This is a genomic window from Polyangium sorediatum (assembly GCF_029946465.1).
Classification (GTDB): domain Bacteria; phylum Myxococcota_A; class Polyangia; order Polyangiales; family Polyangiaceae; genus Polyangium; species Polyangium fumosum.
The window spans coordinates 12,479-29,003 of the sequence record NZ_JARZHI010000103.1; the positions used below are offsets into that span (position 1 = coordinate 12,479).

13 protein-coding genes are annotated in these 16,525 nt (G+C 70.6%); 8 read left to right on the forward strand and 5 right to left on the reverse strand.

Going from position 1 to position 16,525, the window contains the following annotated elements; genetic code table 11:
- The first annotated feature begins 47 nt into the window (after positions 1–47).
- Positions 48–1,127, forward strand: a complete 1,080-nt coding sequence (locus tag QHF89_RS46390; protein ID WP_136970880.1) for a glycosyltransferase family protein — start codon at positions 48–50, stop codon at positions 1,125–1,127.
- Here QHF89_RS46390 and QHF89_RS46395 read toward each other — a convergent pair whose 3' ends face one another.
- The gene (locus tag QHF89_RS46395; protein WP_136970881.1) at positions 1,128–2,228 is read right to left on the reverse strand and encodes a hypothetical protein; all 1,101 of its coding nucleotides are present in this window, start codon (positions 2,226–2,228) and stop codon (positions 1,128–1,130) included.
- Positions 2,225–2,488, reverse strand: a complete 264-nt coding sequence (locus QHF89_RS46400; protein ID WP_136970882.1) for a hypothetical protein — start codon at positions 2,486–2,488, stop codon at positions 2,225–2,227. The genes QHF89_RS46395 and QHF89_RS46400 overlap by 4 nt, the downstream gene beginning before the upstream one ends.
- Positions 2,489–3,046: 558 nt before the next feature.
- Between QHF89_RS46400 and QHF89_RS46405 the strand changes: the two genes are divergently transcribed.
- Positions 3,047–5,491, forward strand: a complete 2,445-nt coding sequence (locus QHF89_RS46405) for a DUF2169 family type VI secretion system accessory protein (RefSeq protein ID WP_136970883.1) — start codon at positions 3,047–3,049, stop codon at positions 5,489–5,491.
- Positions 5,492–5,555: 64 nt separating this feature from the next.
- Entirely contained in the window at positions 5,556–5,729 is a 174-nt protein-coding gene (locus tag QHF89_RS46410) for a hypothetical protein (protein ID WP_284721851.1), read from the forward strand.
- Positions 5,730–5,732: 3 nt separating this feature from the next.
- Here the strand turns inward: QHF89_RS46410 and QHF89_RS46415 are convergent, their stop codons facing one another.
- On the reverse strand, positions 5,733–6,509 hold the full coding sequence (locus QHF89_RS46415; protein ID WP_136970884.1) for a Stp1/IreP family PP2C-type Ser/Thr phosphatase: 777 nt from the start codon (positions 6,507–6,509) through the stop codon (positions 5,733–5,735).
- A 58-nt stretch (positions 6,510–6,567) separates the two neighbouring features.
- Here QHF89_RS46415 and QHF89_RS46420 point away from each other — a divergent pair, with 58 nt between their 5' ends.
- On the forward strand, positions 6,568–7,950 hold the full coding sequence (locus QHF89_RS46420) for an aldehyde dehydrogenase family protein (protein WP_136970885.1): 1,383 nt from the start codon (positions 6,568–6,570) through the stop codon (positions 7,948–7,950).
- A gap of 340 nt (positions 7,951–8,290) precedes the next feature.
- Here the strand turns inward: QHF89_RS46420 and QHF89_RS46425 are convergent, their stop codons facing one another.
- The gene (locus tag QHF89_RS46425) at positions 8,291–9,106 is read right to left on the reverse strand and encodes a metallophosphoesterase family protein (RefSeq protein ID WP_136970886.1); all 816 of its coding nucleotides are present in this window, start codon (positions 9,104–9,106) and stop codon (positions 8,291–8,293) included.
- 7 nt (positions 9,107–9,113) lie between these two features.
- Complete coding sequence (locus tag QHF89_RS46430) at positions 9,114–9,437, reverse strand: BolA family protein (RefSeq protein ID WP_136935664.1); 324 nt, start codon at positions 9,435–9,437, stop codon at positions 9,114–9,116.
- Positions 9,438–9,502: 65 nt separating this feature from the next.
- Between QHF89_RS46430 and QHF89_RS46435 the strand changes: the two genes are divergently transcribed.
- From QHF89_RS46435 to QHF89_RS46450, 4 genes are read left to right on the forward strand one after another with little or no spacing between them, the layout of a single operon-like run.
- Entirely contained in the window at positions 9,503–10,006 is a 504-nt protein-coding gene (locus tag QHF89_RS46435) for a hypothetical protein (protein WP_136970887.1), read from the forward strand.
- Positions 10,006–14,364: a hypothetical protein gene (locus QHF89_RS46440; protein ID WP_136970888.1), complete on the forward strand. Its 4,359-nt coding sequence runs from the start codon at positions 10,006–10,008 to the stop codon at positions 14,362–14,364. The genes QHF89_RS46435 and QHF89_RS46440 overlap by 1 nt, the downstream gene beginning before the upstream one ends.
- A 43-nt stretch (positions 14,365–14,407) precedes the next feature.
- The gene (gene malQ, locus QHF89_RS46445) at positions 14,408–15,928 is read left to right on the forward strand and encodes a 4-alpha-glucanotransferase (protein ID WP_136970889.1); all 1,521 of its coding nucleotides are present in this window, start codon (positions 14,408–14,410) and stop codon (positions 15,926–15,928) included.
- Positions 15,925–16,344 (forward strand): TFIIB-type zinc ribbon-containing protein, encoded by a 420-nt coding sequence (locus tag QHF89_RS46450; RefSeq protein ID WP_136935668.1) that lies wholly within the window; start codon positions 15,925–15,927, stop codon positions 16,342–16,344. Before malQ ends, QHF89_RS46450 begins: the two co-directional genes overlap by 4 nt.
- The last annotated feature ends 181 nt before the right edge of the window (positions 16,345–16,525 follow it).

Below are 16,525 nucleotides of genomic sequence, written 5' to 3' on the forward strand. Positions count from 1 at the left end.
CTCCGCCCCCTCGACCCTCGTGGTGTGGATCGATAAACTCGACGGCCATGAAGATCCTCTACGGGGTGGTTGGCGAGGGCATGGGGCACGCGATGCGGTCGCGCGTGGTGCTCGAGCACCTGGTCGGCCAGGGGCACGAGATCGAGATCATGGCCTCGGGGCGGGCCGCCGAGTTCCTCACGAAGCGCTTCGAAGGCGTGAACAAGATTCACGGCTTCCACATGATCTACGAGGAAAACCGCGTTCGTCGGGGCAAGACGTTGTTCTCGAACGTCACGCAGGGCGCGGCGGGGTTGCCCAAGAACATCGCGGCCTACTTCGAGCTCATCCAGGCGTTCCGGCCCGAGGTCGTGATCAGCGATTTCGAGTCGTGGACCTACCTGTTCGCGAAGACGCATGGGCTGCCCATCCTGTCCATCGACAACATGCAGATCATCAACCGGTGCACGCACGGGCCCGACATCATCCGCGGAGACGAGGCGGACTTTACCGTGACGCGCCTGTTCATCAAAGGAAAACTCCCGTTCTGCGACCATTACCTCGTCACGAGCTTCTTCCGCCCCCCGATCCGCAAGCCCCGCACGACGCTCTACCCGCCCATCCTGCGCCCCGAGATCCTCCGCGCGAACCGGCGCGCGGGCGAGCACCTGCTCGTCTACCAGACCGCCGAAGGGAACGACGCGCTCGCCGATACGCTGCAAAAGACCGGGCTCGAATGCCGCATTTATGGCATGCGCCGCGGCATCCAGGAGGAGCAGGTCGAGGGCAACCTGCGGTATCGGCCCTTCAGCGAGGACGGGTTCATCGACGATCTCGCCTCGGCCCGCGCCGTCATCGCAGGCGGCGGGTTCACGCTCATGGGCGAGGCCGTGTACCTGCACAAACCCATGCTCGCCGTCCCCATTCGCCACCAGTTCGAGCAGGTCCTGAACGCGCGATACTTGGAGCGCGAAGGGTTTGGCCGATCGGCAAATTCGCTCGCCGATCCGGCCACGATCCTCGATTTCGTGAAGGTCGTCCCTGAATGCGCGGAGAAGCTCGCGGCGTATGCGCAGAACGGGAACCAGGATCTCTTCGACGGCATCGACGCGCTGCTCGATCGGGCCGCCGCGGGCGTGCTCTCCTGATCAGAAGAAATAGCGGAAGGCCAGGCGGCCGCCGAGGGCACGCGTGGGGGGGCCGGGCGAGGCCGTGTCCCCGGCGGCGCGCCTCGCCTGCGTGAAGCCGTACGTCCCGATGAACCCCAGCGTGAGCGCGTCGCGCCCCGTGTAATACACGCCCGCCGCGACGCGCTCGGTCGTGTAGGCCATGGGCGCGGCGCCGAGGATCTCCGCATTGCGACGATCGAGGCCACGGTTTTCGCCGCGCTCGATCCCCGCTTCGAGCATCGCCCCCACGGGCGCGAGGGGCGCGAGGTCGACCGAGGCCGCGACGGACGCCGCATACGCGCGCGGCGCCGTGCGGGAATCGAGGTTCGGGCCGCCGCGCAGGCGTGTATCGAGCGCCTCGCCCCCGAACGAGGCTTGAATGCCCACGTGCTGTCCGAACGACTTCGCCGCGCTCGCGAGCGCGTGGACGCCGAAGCTCCGCTCGTCCACGTGCAGCGCCCCCGCCCCGTCGAAGGTCTTGAACGCGCAGCCGAGATCCCCGGCGCGGAGGCAAATGAATCGCGCCGGCTCCCGCATCACCGCGTCCGCCTCGCGCATCATGGCGTCCACGAGCCCGGACGGCCGCGCGCGCACCCCGCCGGCGAGGACGAGGCCCGCCCGCAGGCCGACCGAGAGGCCGAGCACCTCGCTGTGCAGGACCTCGAAGCCGAGGTGCGGGCGGACCTCGTAACCCGTGCGGATTCCATGAAGATAGGTCGTCGCCGCGTTGCCGCCGACGTCCATTTGAAAGGCCGCGCGCGCCCCGATTTCCGCGCCGCGCACGGGCGCGATTCCCACGGCGAGCCGCTCCTCGAACAGGAAAAACTTCTGGCCGTCGTGGGTGGGGAGCGGCAAGCCCATCAGGGCTGCGGGCGGGGCGCCGGCGCCGTCCTGGATGCGGCGGCCCATCGAGGTGTCGATTCCGACGTGGGTGGTCGTGAAGGGGCCTTCGAGCAGCACGGGCGGCTGGAACCTGTGGCCCTCGAGGGTGCGCGCCGCGGCGCCTCCGCCCTCCTCTGCTGCGGCGCGTACGGGCACGGCGGCGAGGAGCGCGGCGAGGGCCGCGGCGCAGGCGATCACTTGACGCGGCAGGCCTTCGTGCTGGTGCCCGTCACGCCGTTGCAGGACTCGCTCGCGCCGCACTCCGAATCCTGCGTGCAGACCTTGAGGCACTGCGGCTCCGTGGCCGTATCGGTCGGCTTTCCGCAGATCGCGTCGTCGACACATTCGTCCGCCGCTCCCTCGGTCTCGCATGGCTCCCCCACCTCTGCCGCGGAACATGCAAGCAGAACGGTGGTGAAGGAAGCGAGCACCAGCGCGACGAGGCTATTTTTGAGCATGAATGTCTCCTTTCGTCAGGGGCGTCAGACTATCGCCCCGGCTCCGGCATACGCGCTCTTTTTCTTTCGCGGACATGCCATTTTCTGGTCACTCGGATGACCAGCAGGCGCCCCACCATCAAAACGAAATACGCGGTCGCCGTGGAAATCATTCAATGGGCGGCGCGCGGTGCGTCGCCCCGCACGCGCTCGCAATGGGACGGCGGCGGGACGCGCGGCGATCCCCCTGGGGGCTCCCTCCCGCCGGAACGGATCTCGACCGACGGGCGCGCCCGAGGGGGACGAGAGAAACGGAGGGGTCCGGCCACCAGGGACGGACCGGTCGTCCGCCAATGGATTGTCGCAGACGTGGAGGCGGTCGGTCGCGGCCGCATTCGCACCGACGCACCGCAGCGTCAGCTCGCGCGCGTCTACGCTGGATCGGGCAAATCCCTACTCTTCGCGAATTTGTGACAATTGTCACACTCGATCGAGCGGAAGAGCCCAAGGCTCGAAAGATCCGGGGATCCCCCGAGGAAATCTTTCCCAACCTGCTCGCGTTAAGCTACCCTCCCCGCATTGGAGATCGTCCGACTCTGCCCATTCAGCGTCGCCACCGTGGTGTGGGAAGAGCGCCCCGGCGGCTATCGCCTCACGATCGGGGTGAAGGCGACGTTCACGCTGGTCCACGGCGAGACGGCGCTCCTCGCGCCGAGGCAGGACACGGCCCACGGCGATATCTCCTGGGATCACAACCCGCAAGCGGCGCTCTTCGCGCCGAGTGACTTCGTCCCGTACAAGCCGAAGATCGACGTCGCGTTCTCGGGCCGCGCGTTCGCCCCCGGCGGCATGCCGGCCGAGGTGCTCACGCCGCGCCTCCGCGTGGGGCATTTCGAGAAGTCGCTGCGCGTCTGCGGGCCGCGCATCTGGATGCCGGGTCATACGGGCAGCCTGCGGCCGAGCGCACCGGAGCGCTTCTCCGCGATCCCGCTCCGGTACGAGCTCGCCGTGATGCAAGGCGAGAACATGAGCGGCATCCCCTCGGGCGGCGGAAGCGCAGGCTGGCCCTTGCCGCGCATCGAGACGAGCGAGACGTGCCCGCCGAACGCGACGCCGGGCTTCGGCCCGCTGCCGATCCGCTGGCGCGCCGAGCACCGCGGCGCCCCGGACGAGGCCGTCACGTTCGCGCGCCGCATCCGCTCCGAGCACGCCACGGCCCCCGCGTCGCTCCCCTTCTCGCTCTTCAACTGCGCGCCGAGCGAGCAGCAGATCGACGAGCTCGAGCCCGCGCCGAGCATCTTGCTCGAACACCTGACCCGCAAGGCCCCGCGCTTCGAGTCGCGTCTGCCGAACATCCGCCCGCGCGTGTTTTACGCGCATCGCGGTTCGGTGCGGCCTTTCGAAATCGACGTGCGGCTCGACACGATCTGGATCGACGGCGTGCGCCTCGTGGCCGTGCTTTCCTGGCGCGGATCGACGTCGGTGCCCGAGCCCGACGAGCACGCGCTCGGCCGGATCATCGTGGCCTCCGAGAGCCCCGAGATGACCGTGAGCCTCGAAGACGTGGAGTCGCCCCCCGTCGCGCCCGAGGATTCGAGCCCGCGGCCCATCCTCCCGCGCCCCTTCGAAGGCGAAATCGCGGAGGACGAAGGGTACACGCTTCTGCCGTCGGCCCCCGCGCAGCACGCGCCGGAGGAGCCAGCCCCGCTGCCCGTCGAGCCGCTCGCGATCGGCGGGAGCCTGCCCGCGCGGCCGCGCGACAGCTCGGTGCCGATCCCGCCGTCGGGCGAGCGCCTCATCGAGGATCGCGCGTCGTCGAGGTTCGTCGTGGACGCGGCCTTCCCCGGGCCGAGCCAGCTCGTCGAGCGCGCAGCCCGCGCGGAGGTCGAGGACGAGAGGCCCGCGCAGGTCGAGGCCTCAGTCTCATGGGAGGCGGATGTTTGGCCCGGCGACGCAGCCGCGATGCGGTTGCCGCCCCCGCCCACGTCGACGAGCGTGCCGCAGGGCGAGCAACCCCGAGGCGAAGAGGAAGAAGATCCGGCCGACCGCGCACCCGCGACCGCGCGCACGGGCACGACGAGCCCGCCGCCGGCGGAGAGCTTCGGCGTGATCACCGAGCGCGAGTCGATCGCGCCGCCGACGCTGGTGCCGAGCACGCGCAAGACAGGGACGCTCGCGCCGCCTCCCACCTTGCCCGGCGGGGCCGTCGCCGCGAGCGCGCGTCTGCTCGACGCCCCGCCCACGACGCAGCGCGCTCCAGCGCTTTTGTCGTGGTCCGAGCCGACGGGTTACATGCCCGCCGCGGGGGCTGCCTCGACGACGGCCGCGTCGCCCATGTCGCCGGCGGAGAACGCAGCGTTCTTCACGGCGGCGGCCGTGGTGTCGTCGGGCCCCGCCCTGCCCTCCGCGCCCGCCACGCCGTCGCCGAAGCCTTCGGTCGTGTCGGTCGAGACCCCGCGTCCGTCGGGCGCCGGTCGCAGGCCCTCGACGTCGAGCATGGCCGCGCCGCTGCTGATGGCCGCGGACCTGCCGCTCGAGCTCTGCGCGTGCGTGGCCGCGCGTATCGATCGTCGCCCCGAGGATCGCGCGCGCATCCTGTCGGAGATGGGTTTGTCCGATCCGCGCTGGGTGTCGACCGAGCGGACGTGGGTCAGCGCGATCCGTGCCGAGACCGAGCAAGGGCGGAGCGAGCTGCGGCTCGCCTACGATCGGGCGTACGTGCAGCAGCTCGAGATCGAGCGAGGCGCGCTGGAGATCGCCGACTACGCGCGGCTGATGTTCTCGGTGGAGCACAGCGACGCCGACGTGGTGCTGGCGGAGCTCGGCCTCGCGCGCGTCTGCCTCGTGCGGATCGAGCGCGTCTGGCAGGAGCGCATGGAGGCCGATCCAGCCTTCCGCGCGCGGGTGCGGGAGGCGCTCGCCTCGGCAAGGCGGGCGTACGCGCGGGTGAGCCCCGATGGCCGCAGCGGCGCGACCTACGCCGAGGCCGCCACGCCTTCGCGGCCCCGATCGAGTGATCGATAACGTGACCGCAGCGTGAAGATTGACGCCTCGCCCGCTGGCCCAACGTGAGCGGCGGGAGGGGAAGATGAACGCACCGACCGCGATCCTCGCCGCCGCGAACCTCTTCGCGGCGCAGATGGTGGAAGAGACGGCCGCGCCCACGACCCGATCGCCGTGGTTCTGGGTGGTCTTGCTGGTGATCGCCGTGCTCGCGCTCGCCTGGTACTTCCGGGCCGGGACGATCGGCCGGAGGCCTTGATCCTCAGGCGCGCGTGTAGTTCGCGCGGCGGCCGGCCCAAGGCGGATCGTCGGGTTCGATGCGGACCAGCACGACCGTGATGTTGTCGCGTCCGCCGTTCGCGTTCGCGGTGTCGATGAGGCGCGTGCACGCCTCGGTGAGGATGCCGCTCTCGCGCACGATGATCGCGATCTCCTCGTCGGACACGAGCCCGTGCAAGCCGTCCGAGCAGAGGACGAAGACGTCGTGCGGCTCGACGCGTTCGGCGCGCAGGTCGACGTCGACCGTGGGGCTGATGCCGAGCGCGCGCGTGATGACGTTCTTCGGCAGGTACTTGAGATCGAGCTCGGTGAGATCGGGCCGCTCGAGCAGCGCGTCCGAGATGAGCGAGTGGTCGCGCGTGAGCTGCTTGAGCTCGTCGCCGCGCAGGCGGTAGCAACGGCTGTCGCCCGCGTGCGCGACGAAGAAGGTGCGATCGTCCGGCGCGTACGCGCCCGCGACGACGGTCGTGCCCATGCCGCGGTGCAAGCGCGAGTCATCTGCGCGAGCAAAGATCCGCGCGTTCGCTTCGAGCACGGCAGCGCGCAGGCGCTGGCCGACGGTTACGTCGGGCTTGCACTCGTTGCGGAAGTACTTGGCGATGGAGCTCGCGGCCATCCGGCTCGCCACCTCGCCGGACTGATGTCCACCCATGCCGTCGGCCACGACGAACACGTTGAACTCCGGCAGAAGGATGAAGCGATCCTCGTTGTGGTGCCGCTGTCTGCCCACGTCGGAGAGGCCTGCTGCGACTGCTCGCATCCGCCGGGTATTGTACGTACATTTCCTGGCCGACGAACAGGTCCTAAGCTTGCTCCCCATGCTGGAGCTGGTCGTCGACAATCCCTACACCCTCGACGTGGCCGTCAGGCGCCCGCTCGCCGAAGCCGGTGAGGTGGACCAGGCCCTGGAGGCCGCCCGCGCCGCCGCCCGGGCGTTCGCCGGGGCGCCCGTGAAGGACCGGGTGGCCCTCTGCCTCGCGGCCATCGCGCGGATGGAAGAGCGGGCCGAAGCGATCGCAGCCGACATCACGGCCATGATGGGCAAGCCCCTGCGTCAAGCGCGTGGCGAGGTGGGCGGGATGGCCAAGCGAGCCCGGTACATGGCGAGCATCGCCGAGGCCTCCCTCGCAGACACGGTCTTGCCGCCCCAGGAGGGCTTCGAGCGGCGGATCACGCGGGCGCCGCTGGGAGTCGTGTTCAACCTGCCCGCATGGAACTATCCGCTGCTCACGGCGGTGAACGTGGTGATCCCGGCCGTGCTCGCGGGGAACGCGGTGGTCCTGAAACACTCGCCGCGGTCGCCGCTCTGCGGAGAGCACTTTGCCGACGCGCTGCGTGACGCGGGGGCGCCGGCCGGGCTCGTCCAGGCGCTGCACTGCGATCACGAGATGGCAGGGCGCATCGTGGCCGATCCACGCGTGGACCACGTGGCGTTCACGGGCTCGGTCGCAGGCGGGCACAAGGTGTACGCAGCGGCCGCAGCCGCGCGCTTCGTGGACGTGGGTCTCGAGCTCGGCGGCAAGGACGCGGCGTACGTGGCAGCAGACGCCGATCTCGACAAGGCGATCGAGAACATCGTCGACGGCGCCTGTTACAACGCAGGCCAGAGCTGCTGCGCCGTCGAGCGCGCGTACGTGCACCGGAGTCTCTACGACAAGTTCGTCGAAGGGTGTCTCGCGCTCATGAAGACCTACCGTCTCGGCGATCCCACAGTCGCCGAGACGAACATGGGCCCCATCGCGCAGCCGCATCACCCTGCATTCATCCAGGGGCAAATCGATCGCGCAGTCGCCGCAGGCGCGCGGGTTCTCTTGGGAGGCAAACGAACGCAGGTCGACGGGCGCGGGCGGTTCTTCGAGCCAACCCTGCTCGTGAACGTCGACCCATGCATGGACGTGATGCGAATCGAGACGTTTGGCCCCGTGCTGCCCATCACGCCCGTGGACTCGGACGAGGAGGCCGTGGCGCTGGCGAACGACAGCGACCTCGGCCTGACAGCGAGCATCTGGACAAGGGACCGAGCACGCGCCGAGCACCTCGCGAAGCAGCTCGACGTCGGCACCGTCTACATGAACCAGTGCGACACGCTCGACCCAGCCCTGCCCTGGACCGGCGTGAAGGACAGCGGCAAGGGCTCGAGTCTGTCCGCGCTCGGCTTTCTGCACCTGACGCGGCCAAAGGCGCTGAACTTCAAGCTTTGAGAGCGCGGGGCTCTGCCCCGCACCCCGGAAGGGGGCTGTCCGCCCCCTTCACCCCGGACCAGGCACGGCCTGGACCGAGGGTGGAAGAACTGCGCGATGCGCAGTTCTTCCAACGGGCCCGTGGCAAGACCGTGGACGTGCGTCTCAAGCATGCGGCGGGCACGTTGCCAGTTGAACCTGCAACGCTGCCGTCTTGGTTGGCAGGGTCGTCGCTGGTCTTGAACCTGGCTGTTCGATGAACTGCGCGGAGCGCAGTTCATCGACCCCGGGTCCAGCGCCTCGCTGGTCCAGGTCCAGGGGTGGACAACCCCTGGTCGGGGTCCGGGGTGAAACCCCGGCGCTACGTCGCCGCCTCGAACTGGTACGTCGCGCGCTCGGCGCCTTCGACCTTCACGACGACGCGGTTGGGTTCGAGGTGCACGACGGCGTGTGCGGCGGCGGGGCGGCCGGGGGCGTCGTCGTCGAGGTTTTCGATGAGGCTTTGCAGGGTGACGAACGGGATGCCGTCGACCACATCGAGGTGGTTCCAGTGCAAGTGACCGTTGAAGACGGCGCGCACGACGCCGCTCTCGCGCAGGATGGTCCGGAGTGCGCGCCGCTCCTCGACGAGACAGATGTGTGGCGCGCCCTCGAACCAGCGGTTGCCGCGGAGATCCTGATCGGCTGCGCTGTGGTGCATGAGAACCACGGTTGGTGCGCGCGTTGCGGCGAGATCCTCGCGTAGCCAGCGGAGTTGCTCCTCGCCCACCGTGACGTCGTGATCCTTGCGCTCGCGTGTGTGGAGCACGATGAAGTGGAAGCCGCCGCGATCGAACGCGTGGTAGAGCCGATCGAGATCGGGACGCTGCCAGACGGAGAGGAGCTCCGACGGCGAGAGGTGCGCGGTGTCGTGGTTACCCGCGACGTTCACGAGCTCGGCGCGCGCGCCGCGGAGGAGGTGGATGCACGCGGCGTAGCGGGCGAGGTCGGCGTCGTGGTCCTCGTCCTCGATGTCGTCGCCGAGGTTCACGACGAGGTCGGGGTGGACGACTTCGTTCATGCGGGCGACGAAGGCTTTGGCGAGGCCGGGGGCGCTGCGGGTGAGCTTGCGCAGCTTGCCCGCGAATCCAGCTTCGGGGCCGAAGTGGAGATCGGTGATCAGGCTGAGCGTGAGCATGCCGATCTCAGGACTTGTCGTGCTTCGAGCCGCCGAGACAGGGCGGCGACTGGAAGCCTGGGGCGCCTTCGGCGTCGAACTGCGCGGGCGTGAGCGCGCGGATCGTGAGCGCGTGCAGGCCTGAGCGCAGCTCCGTGGCGAGGGCCGTGTGCACCTTGCGGTGCCTGTCGATGGTGCCGAGACCCTCGAAGGCGGGGCTCACGATCAGCACCTTGAAGTGCGTCTCGGAGCCCGCGGGCACGTTGTGGTTTTTGCTCTCGTTCTCGACCGTGAGGAACACGGGTGCGAGGGCCTCGGAGAGCTTCTGCTCGATCCTCTCTTGACGCGACACGCGGCGAGCTTAGCCCGGATTTCGCATCTCTCCCATCCTGCTCGGGCCTGGGTTACAAAGGCGCGATGACACGCTTCCCCCACGCTTTCTTCGCGCGCGTCCTCTGCGCCTCGGGGCGCTCGCTCGTCTTGTGCGCGGCCCTGCTCGCCGGCTGCAGCGACGAGAGCGACGACACCACCACGGAGACGACCACGACCGATCCGCCCACGATCTCCATCAAGAGCCCTTTGGAAGGCGCCTGCGTCTCGATCGGCGAGGTGCCGGACGTTCGGATCCCCTTCTTGCTCGACGTCAAAGCGCTCTTGCTGCGGCCGCCCGGGTACTGCGGCGACACGAAGGCGTGTGGACACCTCGAACTCTCGGCGAATGGAAAGGTGATCGGCCGCGGCTCCGGGACGGTCGTGGAGTTCCCGATGATCGGCGTTGCGAATCGGTACGACACGTTCGACGTGGAGATCGTCGTCGTGGATGACGGGGGCGCGCCGCTCGCCGGCGGTGAAGGGAGCGTGCTCCGCGCGACACGGACGATCACGACGGCGGCGTCGTGCGACAAGGGCGGAGGTGCGTGATGCGGGTGCGACGCGAGGACCGCGGGAAACGGGCTGTGCGCGCGGTCGTCTCCGGGATGGCCTTGATCCTGGCCGCCGGGAGCTGCGTCGCGCCGCCTCCACCCAAGACGATGTCGACGTCGGACGTCCGCTGCGACAAGGCTGCGCTTGCCACGTGTGAGGGCGCGATTGTCGCGGCCGCGCGGGAAGAGCGGGATCCGACGGCGCTGATCGACGCCTACGCTGCGGCGCGGGCCGAGCGTGACGCCGCCGATCGGTGGGCCTCGCTCTGGCGTGACGCGAAGTCCGATCCGAAAGCGCGCGCTGCGAAGTCGGTCGTCTTGCGCGAGCAGAGCGGCAGCGACACGCCTTCGCCGCGGGTCTCCGCGCGAAAAGGAGCCGTGGAGATCCGGACCGGGCCGCTGCCCCGCCCGGCGTCGATCGACGCGTCGGCGCTGCTCGCTGCGATGGGTGTGTCGCTCGGCTGGGAGACGATCGCGCGCGTCCCTGCCGACACGAAGACGTGGACAGAGATCTTCCCGAACGATCCGCTCCGCCCCTTCATGGCCGGCCTACCGCCCGTCGTGCAGGACATCGTTTCGCGTGATCCCGAGGGGATCCTCGAGCTCGATCTGGAGATCGCCCAAGCGGTCCGACGCGCCGCCGAGCACGCCGCGAGCTTCCGCTACGTCAACGCAGCCGGCGAGGCCGATCGCCTTTCGAACCTGCTCGAAAGGCGCAACGCCGCGAGCGAGCGCAAGCCCTCGCATCCTTCCGAGGAAGCCGAGCCCGTGCTCCGCGGGAGGTACTTGCTCACGCTGCTGGAGAGCGCCGGCATCGCGCTCGAACCTCCGGCGGGCGCCTCGATCTCGCCGTACCCGAACGCTCGTTCGAGTGGCCCCCCCGGGCCGGACACGTTGCGCGACGGCACGCCGTACGGCCACCTCCTGCGCGTCCGCGCCGCGGAGGACGACGGTGCGACCTGGAAGGTCGTCGGCGACGCCATCCTCGCGGCCGTGCCGGAAGGCAACCGCGAGGGGATCCGCGCGCTCTTTGGCCCGCGGGAGGCGTGCGTCGCCGTGCCACCGCCGAGCTTCCAGGGGCCCGACGATCTGGCCTTCGCGTATTCGATGGGCCGCTCGCTCGCGCCTTCGCTCTCGCTCGACACGACCCGGAAGAACCTCCTGCCGCTCGCGGCGTGGTTGCCCCGGTACGACGCGTTCGTGCGCACGGTGGGCGAGGCCCGCACGACCTGGACCCACGCCTTCGCGTTGACGCAGCAGCGCGGCGAGCTCTCGGGGATCTCGCTCGCGCAGACGCCCACGTATCGGCGTGCCTCGATGCTCGTCTCTGCGCACCTGGCCGCGCTGTCGCAGCTCCACCAGGCCCACCCCGATCGCACGCGCTCGATGAGCGTGGTCACGCTCGCATACGCCCCCGGCCTGGTCTCCGACCCGGCGCTGCGCGACGCGCTCGTGGATCTGCTGCGACGCATGATCGAGGATCGGTTCGCGCGCGCGAAGGACGCCCCCGAGGTCTTCGAGGCCGCCTTCACCGGCGCGCTCGCCGCGACGGCGTACCCGGCCGCCATCCAGAGCGCGTTTTACACAGGCCTCGTCGGCGCGTTCCGCAAGAAGCTCGACGGGGATCTCGCGCGCCAGAGCGGCTGGGGTGTGGCCGGGCTCTTCACCGCCGACGTGCTCGTGCGCATGCTCCTCGGCGAACGACCTGATCTCGACGCGGCCGCGGCCCGGGTCGGACAGGCCCTCGCCGATCCGTCCGTCGCCCGGCGCCCGCTCGCGCGCCTCGCCGCCAGCGTGGCCCGTTACCTCGCGCTCGGCAGCGCCGGCAAGCTCGACCCCGACGCCGCCGATCCGGCCCGCTTCCCCGCCGATCGCAAGGCCGCACGGGACGCTCTGCGCGAGAGCCTCGCCGGCCTCGGCGAAGGCGCGGAGCCGATGCCCGCGGCCCTGCTCGACGACGTGGTGACCCTTGGCGATCAAACGATCACCGCGCTCGCGACGATCCTCCTCGACAAGCCTGCCGGCTCCGAGCCGAAGTGCGGCGGCGCGAAGGGCGGGCCGAGCCCCGCGGCGCGCCGCGTCCTCGCGCGGATCGGCGACGTACGGAGGCGGATCCTCGCGAGCCCCTCGTATGCCAAGGGTGACGGCGCGACGATCCGCCGCGCGCGGCTCGTCGTGACGATCCTGTCGGACGCGATCGACGTCGCGTCGCCGCGGAAGAACAAGGCCGCGCCCTTCGCCTTCGTGATCCCGGCGGCGGACGCCGACCGCGCCTTTTCGGCCGGGCTCGCCGCGTGGGAGGAGCGCGCGTTCGCCGACGCGATCACGTCGATCTACGGCCTCGTGCGCACCTACCTCGCCGAGCCCAAAGCCTCCTCGATCGACGCGACCCGCGTGAGGAGCCTGCTCGGCGCGCTCGCAGCGATCTTCCGTGATGAAAGCGCAGGCACGTCGGTCGGCCTGCTCGACGCGCTCGCCCGTGCTGCCGCGGTGGAGACCCCGCAGGGCGGGCTCGACGCGCTCCTCGTCTCGCTCGCCGGCACCTTGCGGGCCCAGGGCAAGCAGGATCAGGCTGACTTTTGCCTGCTCGGCGGCGTGCTCGTCTCGGTTGCCACGGACAAGCCGCCGCCCGACGTGGCCATCGCCGCGGCGTCGAGCGGCGCCTCCGAGCTCGGCTGGGCCCTGCGTTTCGCGCGCGAGGTCTTCCGGGCGCGGCACGGAGAGCCGCCGCGGCCGAGCGAGTACGCCGAGGGCATGCGCGGCGCCGTCACGCGCGCCTGCGAGGATCCCGGGGCCGCGGACGCCGTGGTCTCCGTGATGGACGCGATGCGGCTCGCGAACACGGGCGACCGCGCGAAGGCGCGCGAGAAACTCGACGCGTTCCTCGCGAAGGCCGAGTCGAGCGGGCTCGTGATGCCCCGCATGACGTACCGCTACGAGGAGAAGACCGTCTCCAAGGTCCTCAACGTGATCTTCGACGTCTCCTTCGGCGCGGGCTTGCTCGAACGTTCTTCCTCGTTCCAGCTCGGCCTCGGCGTGCGCTCGCCCCGCAAACCCGAGGGCTCGTTCGCCGCGTACCTCGCGCCGATCGCCGGCCCCGATCGCGACACCGAGGCCGCGCGGTACTACGTGCACGCCTCCGCCGTCGCCGCCGCCTACCACTTCCTCGACGGCGACGTCGATCGCGGCGCCTCCGCCGCGTCCCGCGCGATCGACGCCGCGATCTTCGGCGCGCGCCTCGGCGGCCGATCGCTCGGCCCGGCCGATCCGAAGACCCTCGCCGTCGACGCGCGCGCCGTCCTCGCCGTCACGGCCGTCCTCGCCGCCGACGCCGGCATGCCCTTGCTCGCCGGTGATCTCTGGTCACTCGTCCGCGCCACGCTCGACGAGGACACGGACGACGCCGCCCTGCGCGAGATCCTCTCGACGACGCCCGTCGCCTTCGCCGGCATGCCCACCGCAAAACCCCTGCTCGATCGCGCCGCGCGTGCCCTCGCCGTGCTCGGCGAGCCCCTCGCCTGCACCGAGGACAAGGTCGAGCTCGGCGGCTACGAGGCGCCTGCGTGTGACACCTACTCCCTCGCCCTCTCGCTCCGCGCGGGCGGCGCGCTCCACAAGCTTCCGCGGATCCGGCGCGGCGACACCGGCAAGGCTTGCGGCGGCCCCCTGCCCGCCCTCGATACGTTCCTCGGCGGCATGGACGAGAAGAACTACGACCCCGACGCGTTCACCCGCGCCACGCTCGATCTCGCCTCGGCCGGCCGCGTCTACGACGCCGCCATCCTTCTCGCCCGCCAGCGCCAGCCGAGCCACTGCAACCCGAGCCTCCTCGGCGCCGCCCGCTCGATCGGCCGATCAAAGCTCCTCGGCCCGAGCTTGCGGGCCGACACGCTCAGCGTCGCCGTCAACTGCGCTCCCCTCGAAGACGCCGCGCTCGACGATCTCGCCGCGCTCGACGCGGACACGGCGGCCCTCGCCGATCGCGGCCGCAACCTCTCCGTGCTCGTCTTCGCGACCGAGCTCGGCCTCACCCGCGACCGATGGGATGTGCTGGCCAAGCTCGCGAGGAGCCCCACGTTCGTCTCGCGATGGGTCGACACCAGCCCGCAGGCATCGCTCTTCGCCCTCGTCCTCGCGCACGCCGTGGCGATCCTCGCGAAGGAGCCCACCCTCGCCGAGCCCGCTTCGCGCTCGTACGATCTCTTCTGCGTCACGCTCCCGCCCGCCGACAAGGCCGCCTGCGAGGCGATCCGGGCCCTCGGTCAGCCGGAGAAAGATCCCGAGGCCCAGGCCAAACGCGCGCGCGAGGCGGTCTCGGCCGCGCTGCAAAGGATCACGCAGAAGGCCCGGCGGTGATATTGTCCGCCCGCTTTTTGGCCCGCCCTGAGGAGACGCTCGCATGACCCAGGCCCAAGACAAACCCCGCCGCGAGGCGGGCATCCTCCTGCACCCGACCTCCCTGCCCGGCCCCTACGGCATGGGGGATCTCGGCGCCTCCGCGCGGCGCTTCCTCGACTGGCTGGCCCAGGCCGGGCTCGGCCTCTGGCAGGTCCTGCCCCTCAACCCGACCAGCAACAACTGCCCCTACGTCTGCTGGTCCGCCTTCGCCGGCAACCCGCTCCTCGTCGACCTCGTCCGGCTGCACGAGCTCGGCCTGCTCGACGCTGCGGACCTCGCGCACGACTTCACGTCCGCGAGCGTCGTCGACTTCGACGCCGTGCGCGCCTTCAAGGAGCCGCGCCTCGATCGCGCTGCCGAGCGCCTCCTCGCGCACCCCGAGCACCCGCTGCGCAAGCCGCTCGCCGCCTTCCGCGAGGCCGAGGCTTCGTGGCTGGAGGACGCCGCGCTCTTCTGGCTCCTCTCGCGCAAGCACGGCGGCAAGGCCTGGTGGGACTGGGAGCCCGCCCTCCGCGACCACGAGCCCGCAGCGCTCGCCAAGGCCCGCGCCGAGTTCGCCAAGGAGATCGAGCGCGAGATCGCCATCCTGTTTTTCTTCGAGCACCAATGGTCGGAGCTCCGCGCCTACGCCCACGCCCGTGGCGTGCGGATCGTCGGCGACCTGCCGATCTACGTCGATCGCAACAGCGTCGACGTCTGGGCGCACCGAAGCCTCTTCCACCTCGACGAGCTCGGCACGCCGCAGACCGTGTCGGGCGTGCCGCCGGACTACTTCAGCGAGACCGGCCAGCTCTGGGGCAACCCGATCTACCGCTGGGATCGCATGGCCGAGGACGACTTCTCCTGGTGGCGCGCCCGCCTCCGCCGCGTCCTCGCGCACACGGACATCGCCCGCATCGATCATTTCCGCGCGTTCGCCGCGTACTGGGAGATCCCGTTCGGCGCCCCCGACGCGCGCGGCGGTCGCTGGGTGAAGGGCCCCGGGCTCGCGTTTTTCCAGGCGCTCGAGCGTCACGGCAAGATGCCGCTCGTCGCCGAGGATCTCGGCATGATCGACGAGGCCGTCCACGAGCTGCGCCGCGCGGCCGGCCTGCCTGGCATGCGCGTCCTTCAGTTCGCGTTCGGCGGCGACGCGGACAACACGCACCTGCCCCACAACCACGAGCCGGACAACGTCGTCTACCCGGGCACCCACGACAACGACACCACCGTGGGCTTCTGGCACGCGACCGCGCCACACGTGCGCCAGCACGTGCAGCGTTACCTCCGCGTGAGCGGCCAGGACATCGCGTGGGACTTCATCCTCGCGGCGTTCGCCTCCACCGCGAACACAGCGATCCTCCCCATGCAGGACGTGCTCTCGCGCGGCAGCGAGGCGCGCATGAACAACCCCGCCACGACCCGCGACAACTGGCGTTTCCTCTTGCACGGCGACGTCTTCCGCCGCGAGACGGCCATGCGCCTGCGCGAGCTCGCCGATCTCTACGGACGCCTGACAACGCCGCCCGGAGCTGCCCGATGAGCGAGCAATACCGCCTCGCCTCTCCGCAGTGCCCGCTCTGCGCGGGCCTGCTGCAAGAACGCCCCACCCCCGGCGCCGTGGTCGACGTCTGCGCCGACTGCCACGCCGTGTGGATCGACTGGTTCGACGGCGACGTCTCCAGCGTCGCCTCTGCCGTCGAGGTCCGCCCGGCAGTCCCGCAGGCGCGCCCGGGGGCCCGCACCTGCCCGCGTTGCCGCGACACCCTCGCGCCCGAGCACCTGCGCGGCCACGGCCCCGAGATCCTACGCTGCCCCGGCTGCGCCGGCGTCCTCATCCCCTCGACGATGCTCGCCGAGGTCGTGGCCCTCGGCCCGATCGAAGACACCTCGCCCCCCACGCCGGAAGAGGGCCTCTTCCGGCGCATGCTCAACGCCATCCGCGCCCTCGGGGCGTAGCGCTGGGGCTTTGCCCCAGGCCCCAGGAGGGGGCTGTCCGCCCCCTCCACCCCGGACCAGCCAGGGGCTGGACCCGGGTTCGATGAACTGCGCGATGCGCAGTTCATCGAGCAGGCCTTGTCAAGACCAGCAGCGGCGTTGCCCACCGAGACCGCCGCGCTGCGGGCTCTGCTGGCAACCC

What these genes read in the sequence shown, in the direction of transcription:
- QHF89_RS46390 (WP_136970880.1), top strand. Translation starts at nt 48, where the DNA reads ATGAAGATCCTCTACGGGGTGGTTGGCGAGGGCATGGGGCACGCGATG.
- QHF89_RS46400 (WP_136970882.1), bottom strand. Translation starts at nt 2,488, where the DNA reads ATGCTCAAAAATAGCCTCGTCGCGCTGGTGCTCGCTTCCTTCACCACC.
- QHF89_RS46410 (WP_284721851.1), top strand. Translation starts at nt 5,556, where the DNA reads ATGAACGCACCGACCGCGATCCTCGCCGCCGCGAACCTCTTCGCGGCG.
- QHF89_RS46415 (WP_136970884.1), bottom strand. Translation starts at nt 6,509, where the DNA reads ATGCGAGCAGTCGCAGCAGGCCTCTCCGACGTGGGCAGACAGCGGCAC.
- QHF89_RS46420 (WP_136970885.1), top strand. Translation starts at nt 6,568, where the DNA reads ATGCTGGAGCTGGTCGTCGACAATCCCTACACCCTCGACGTGGCCGTC.
- QHF89_RS46425 (WP_136970886.1), bottom strand. Translation starts at nt 9,106, where the DNA reads ATGCTCACGCTCAGCCTGATCACCGATCTCCACTTCGGCCCCGAAGCT.
- QHF89_RS46435 (WP_136970887.1), top strand. Translation starts at nt 9,503, where the DNA reads ATGACACGCTTCCCCCACGCTTTCTTCGCGCGCGTCCTCTGCGCCTCG.
- QHF89_RS46440 (WP_136970888.1), top strand. Translation starts at nt 10,006, where the DNA reads ATGCGGGTGCGACGCGAGGACCGCGGGAAACGGGCTGTGCGCGCGGTC.
- malQ (WP_136970889.1), top strand. Translation starts at nt 14,408, where the DNA reads ATGACCCAGGCCCAAGACAAACCCCGCCGCGAGGCGGGCATCCTCCTG.
- QHF89_RS46450 (WP_136935668.1), top strand. Translation starts at nt 15,925, where the DNA reads ATGAGCGAGCAATACCGCCTCGCCTCTCCGCAGTGCCCGCTCTGCGCG.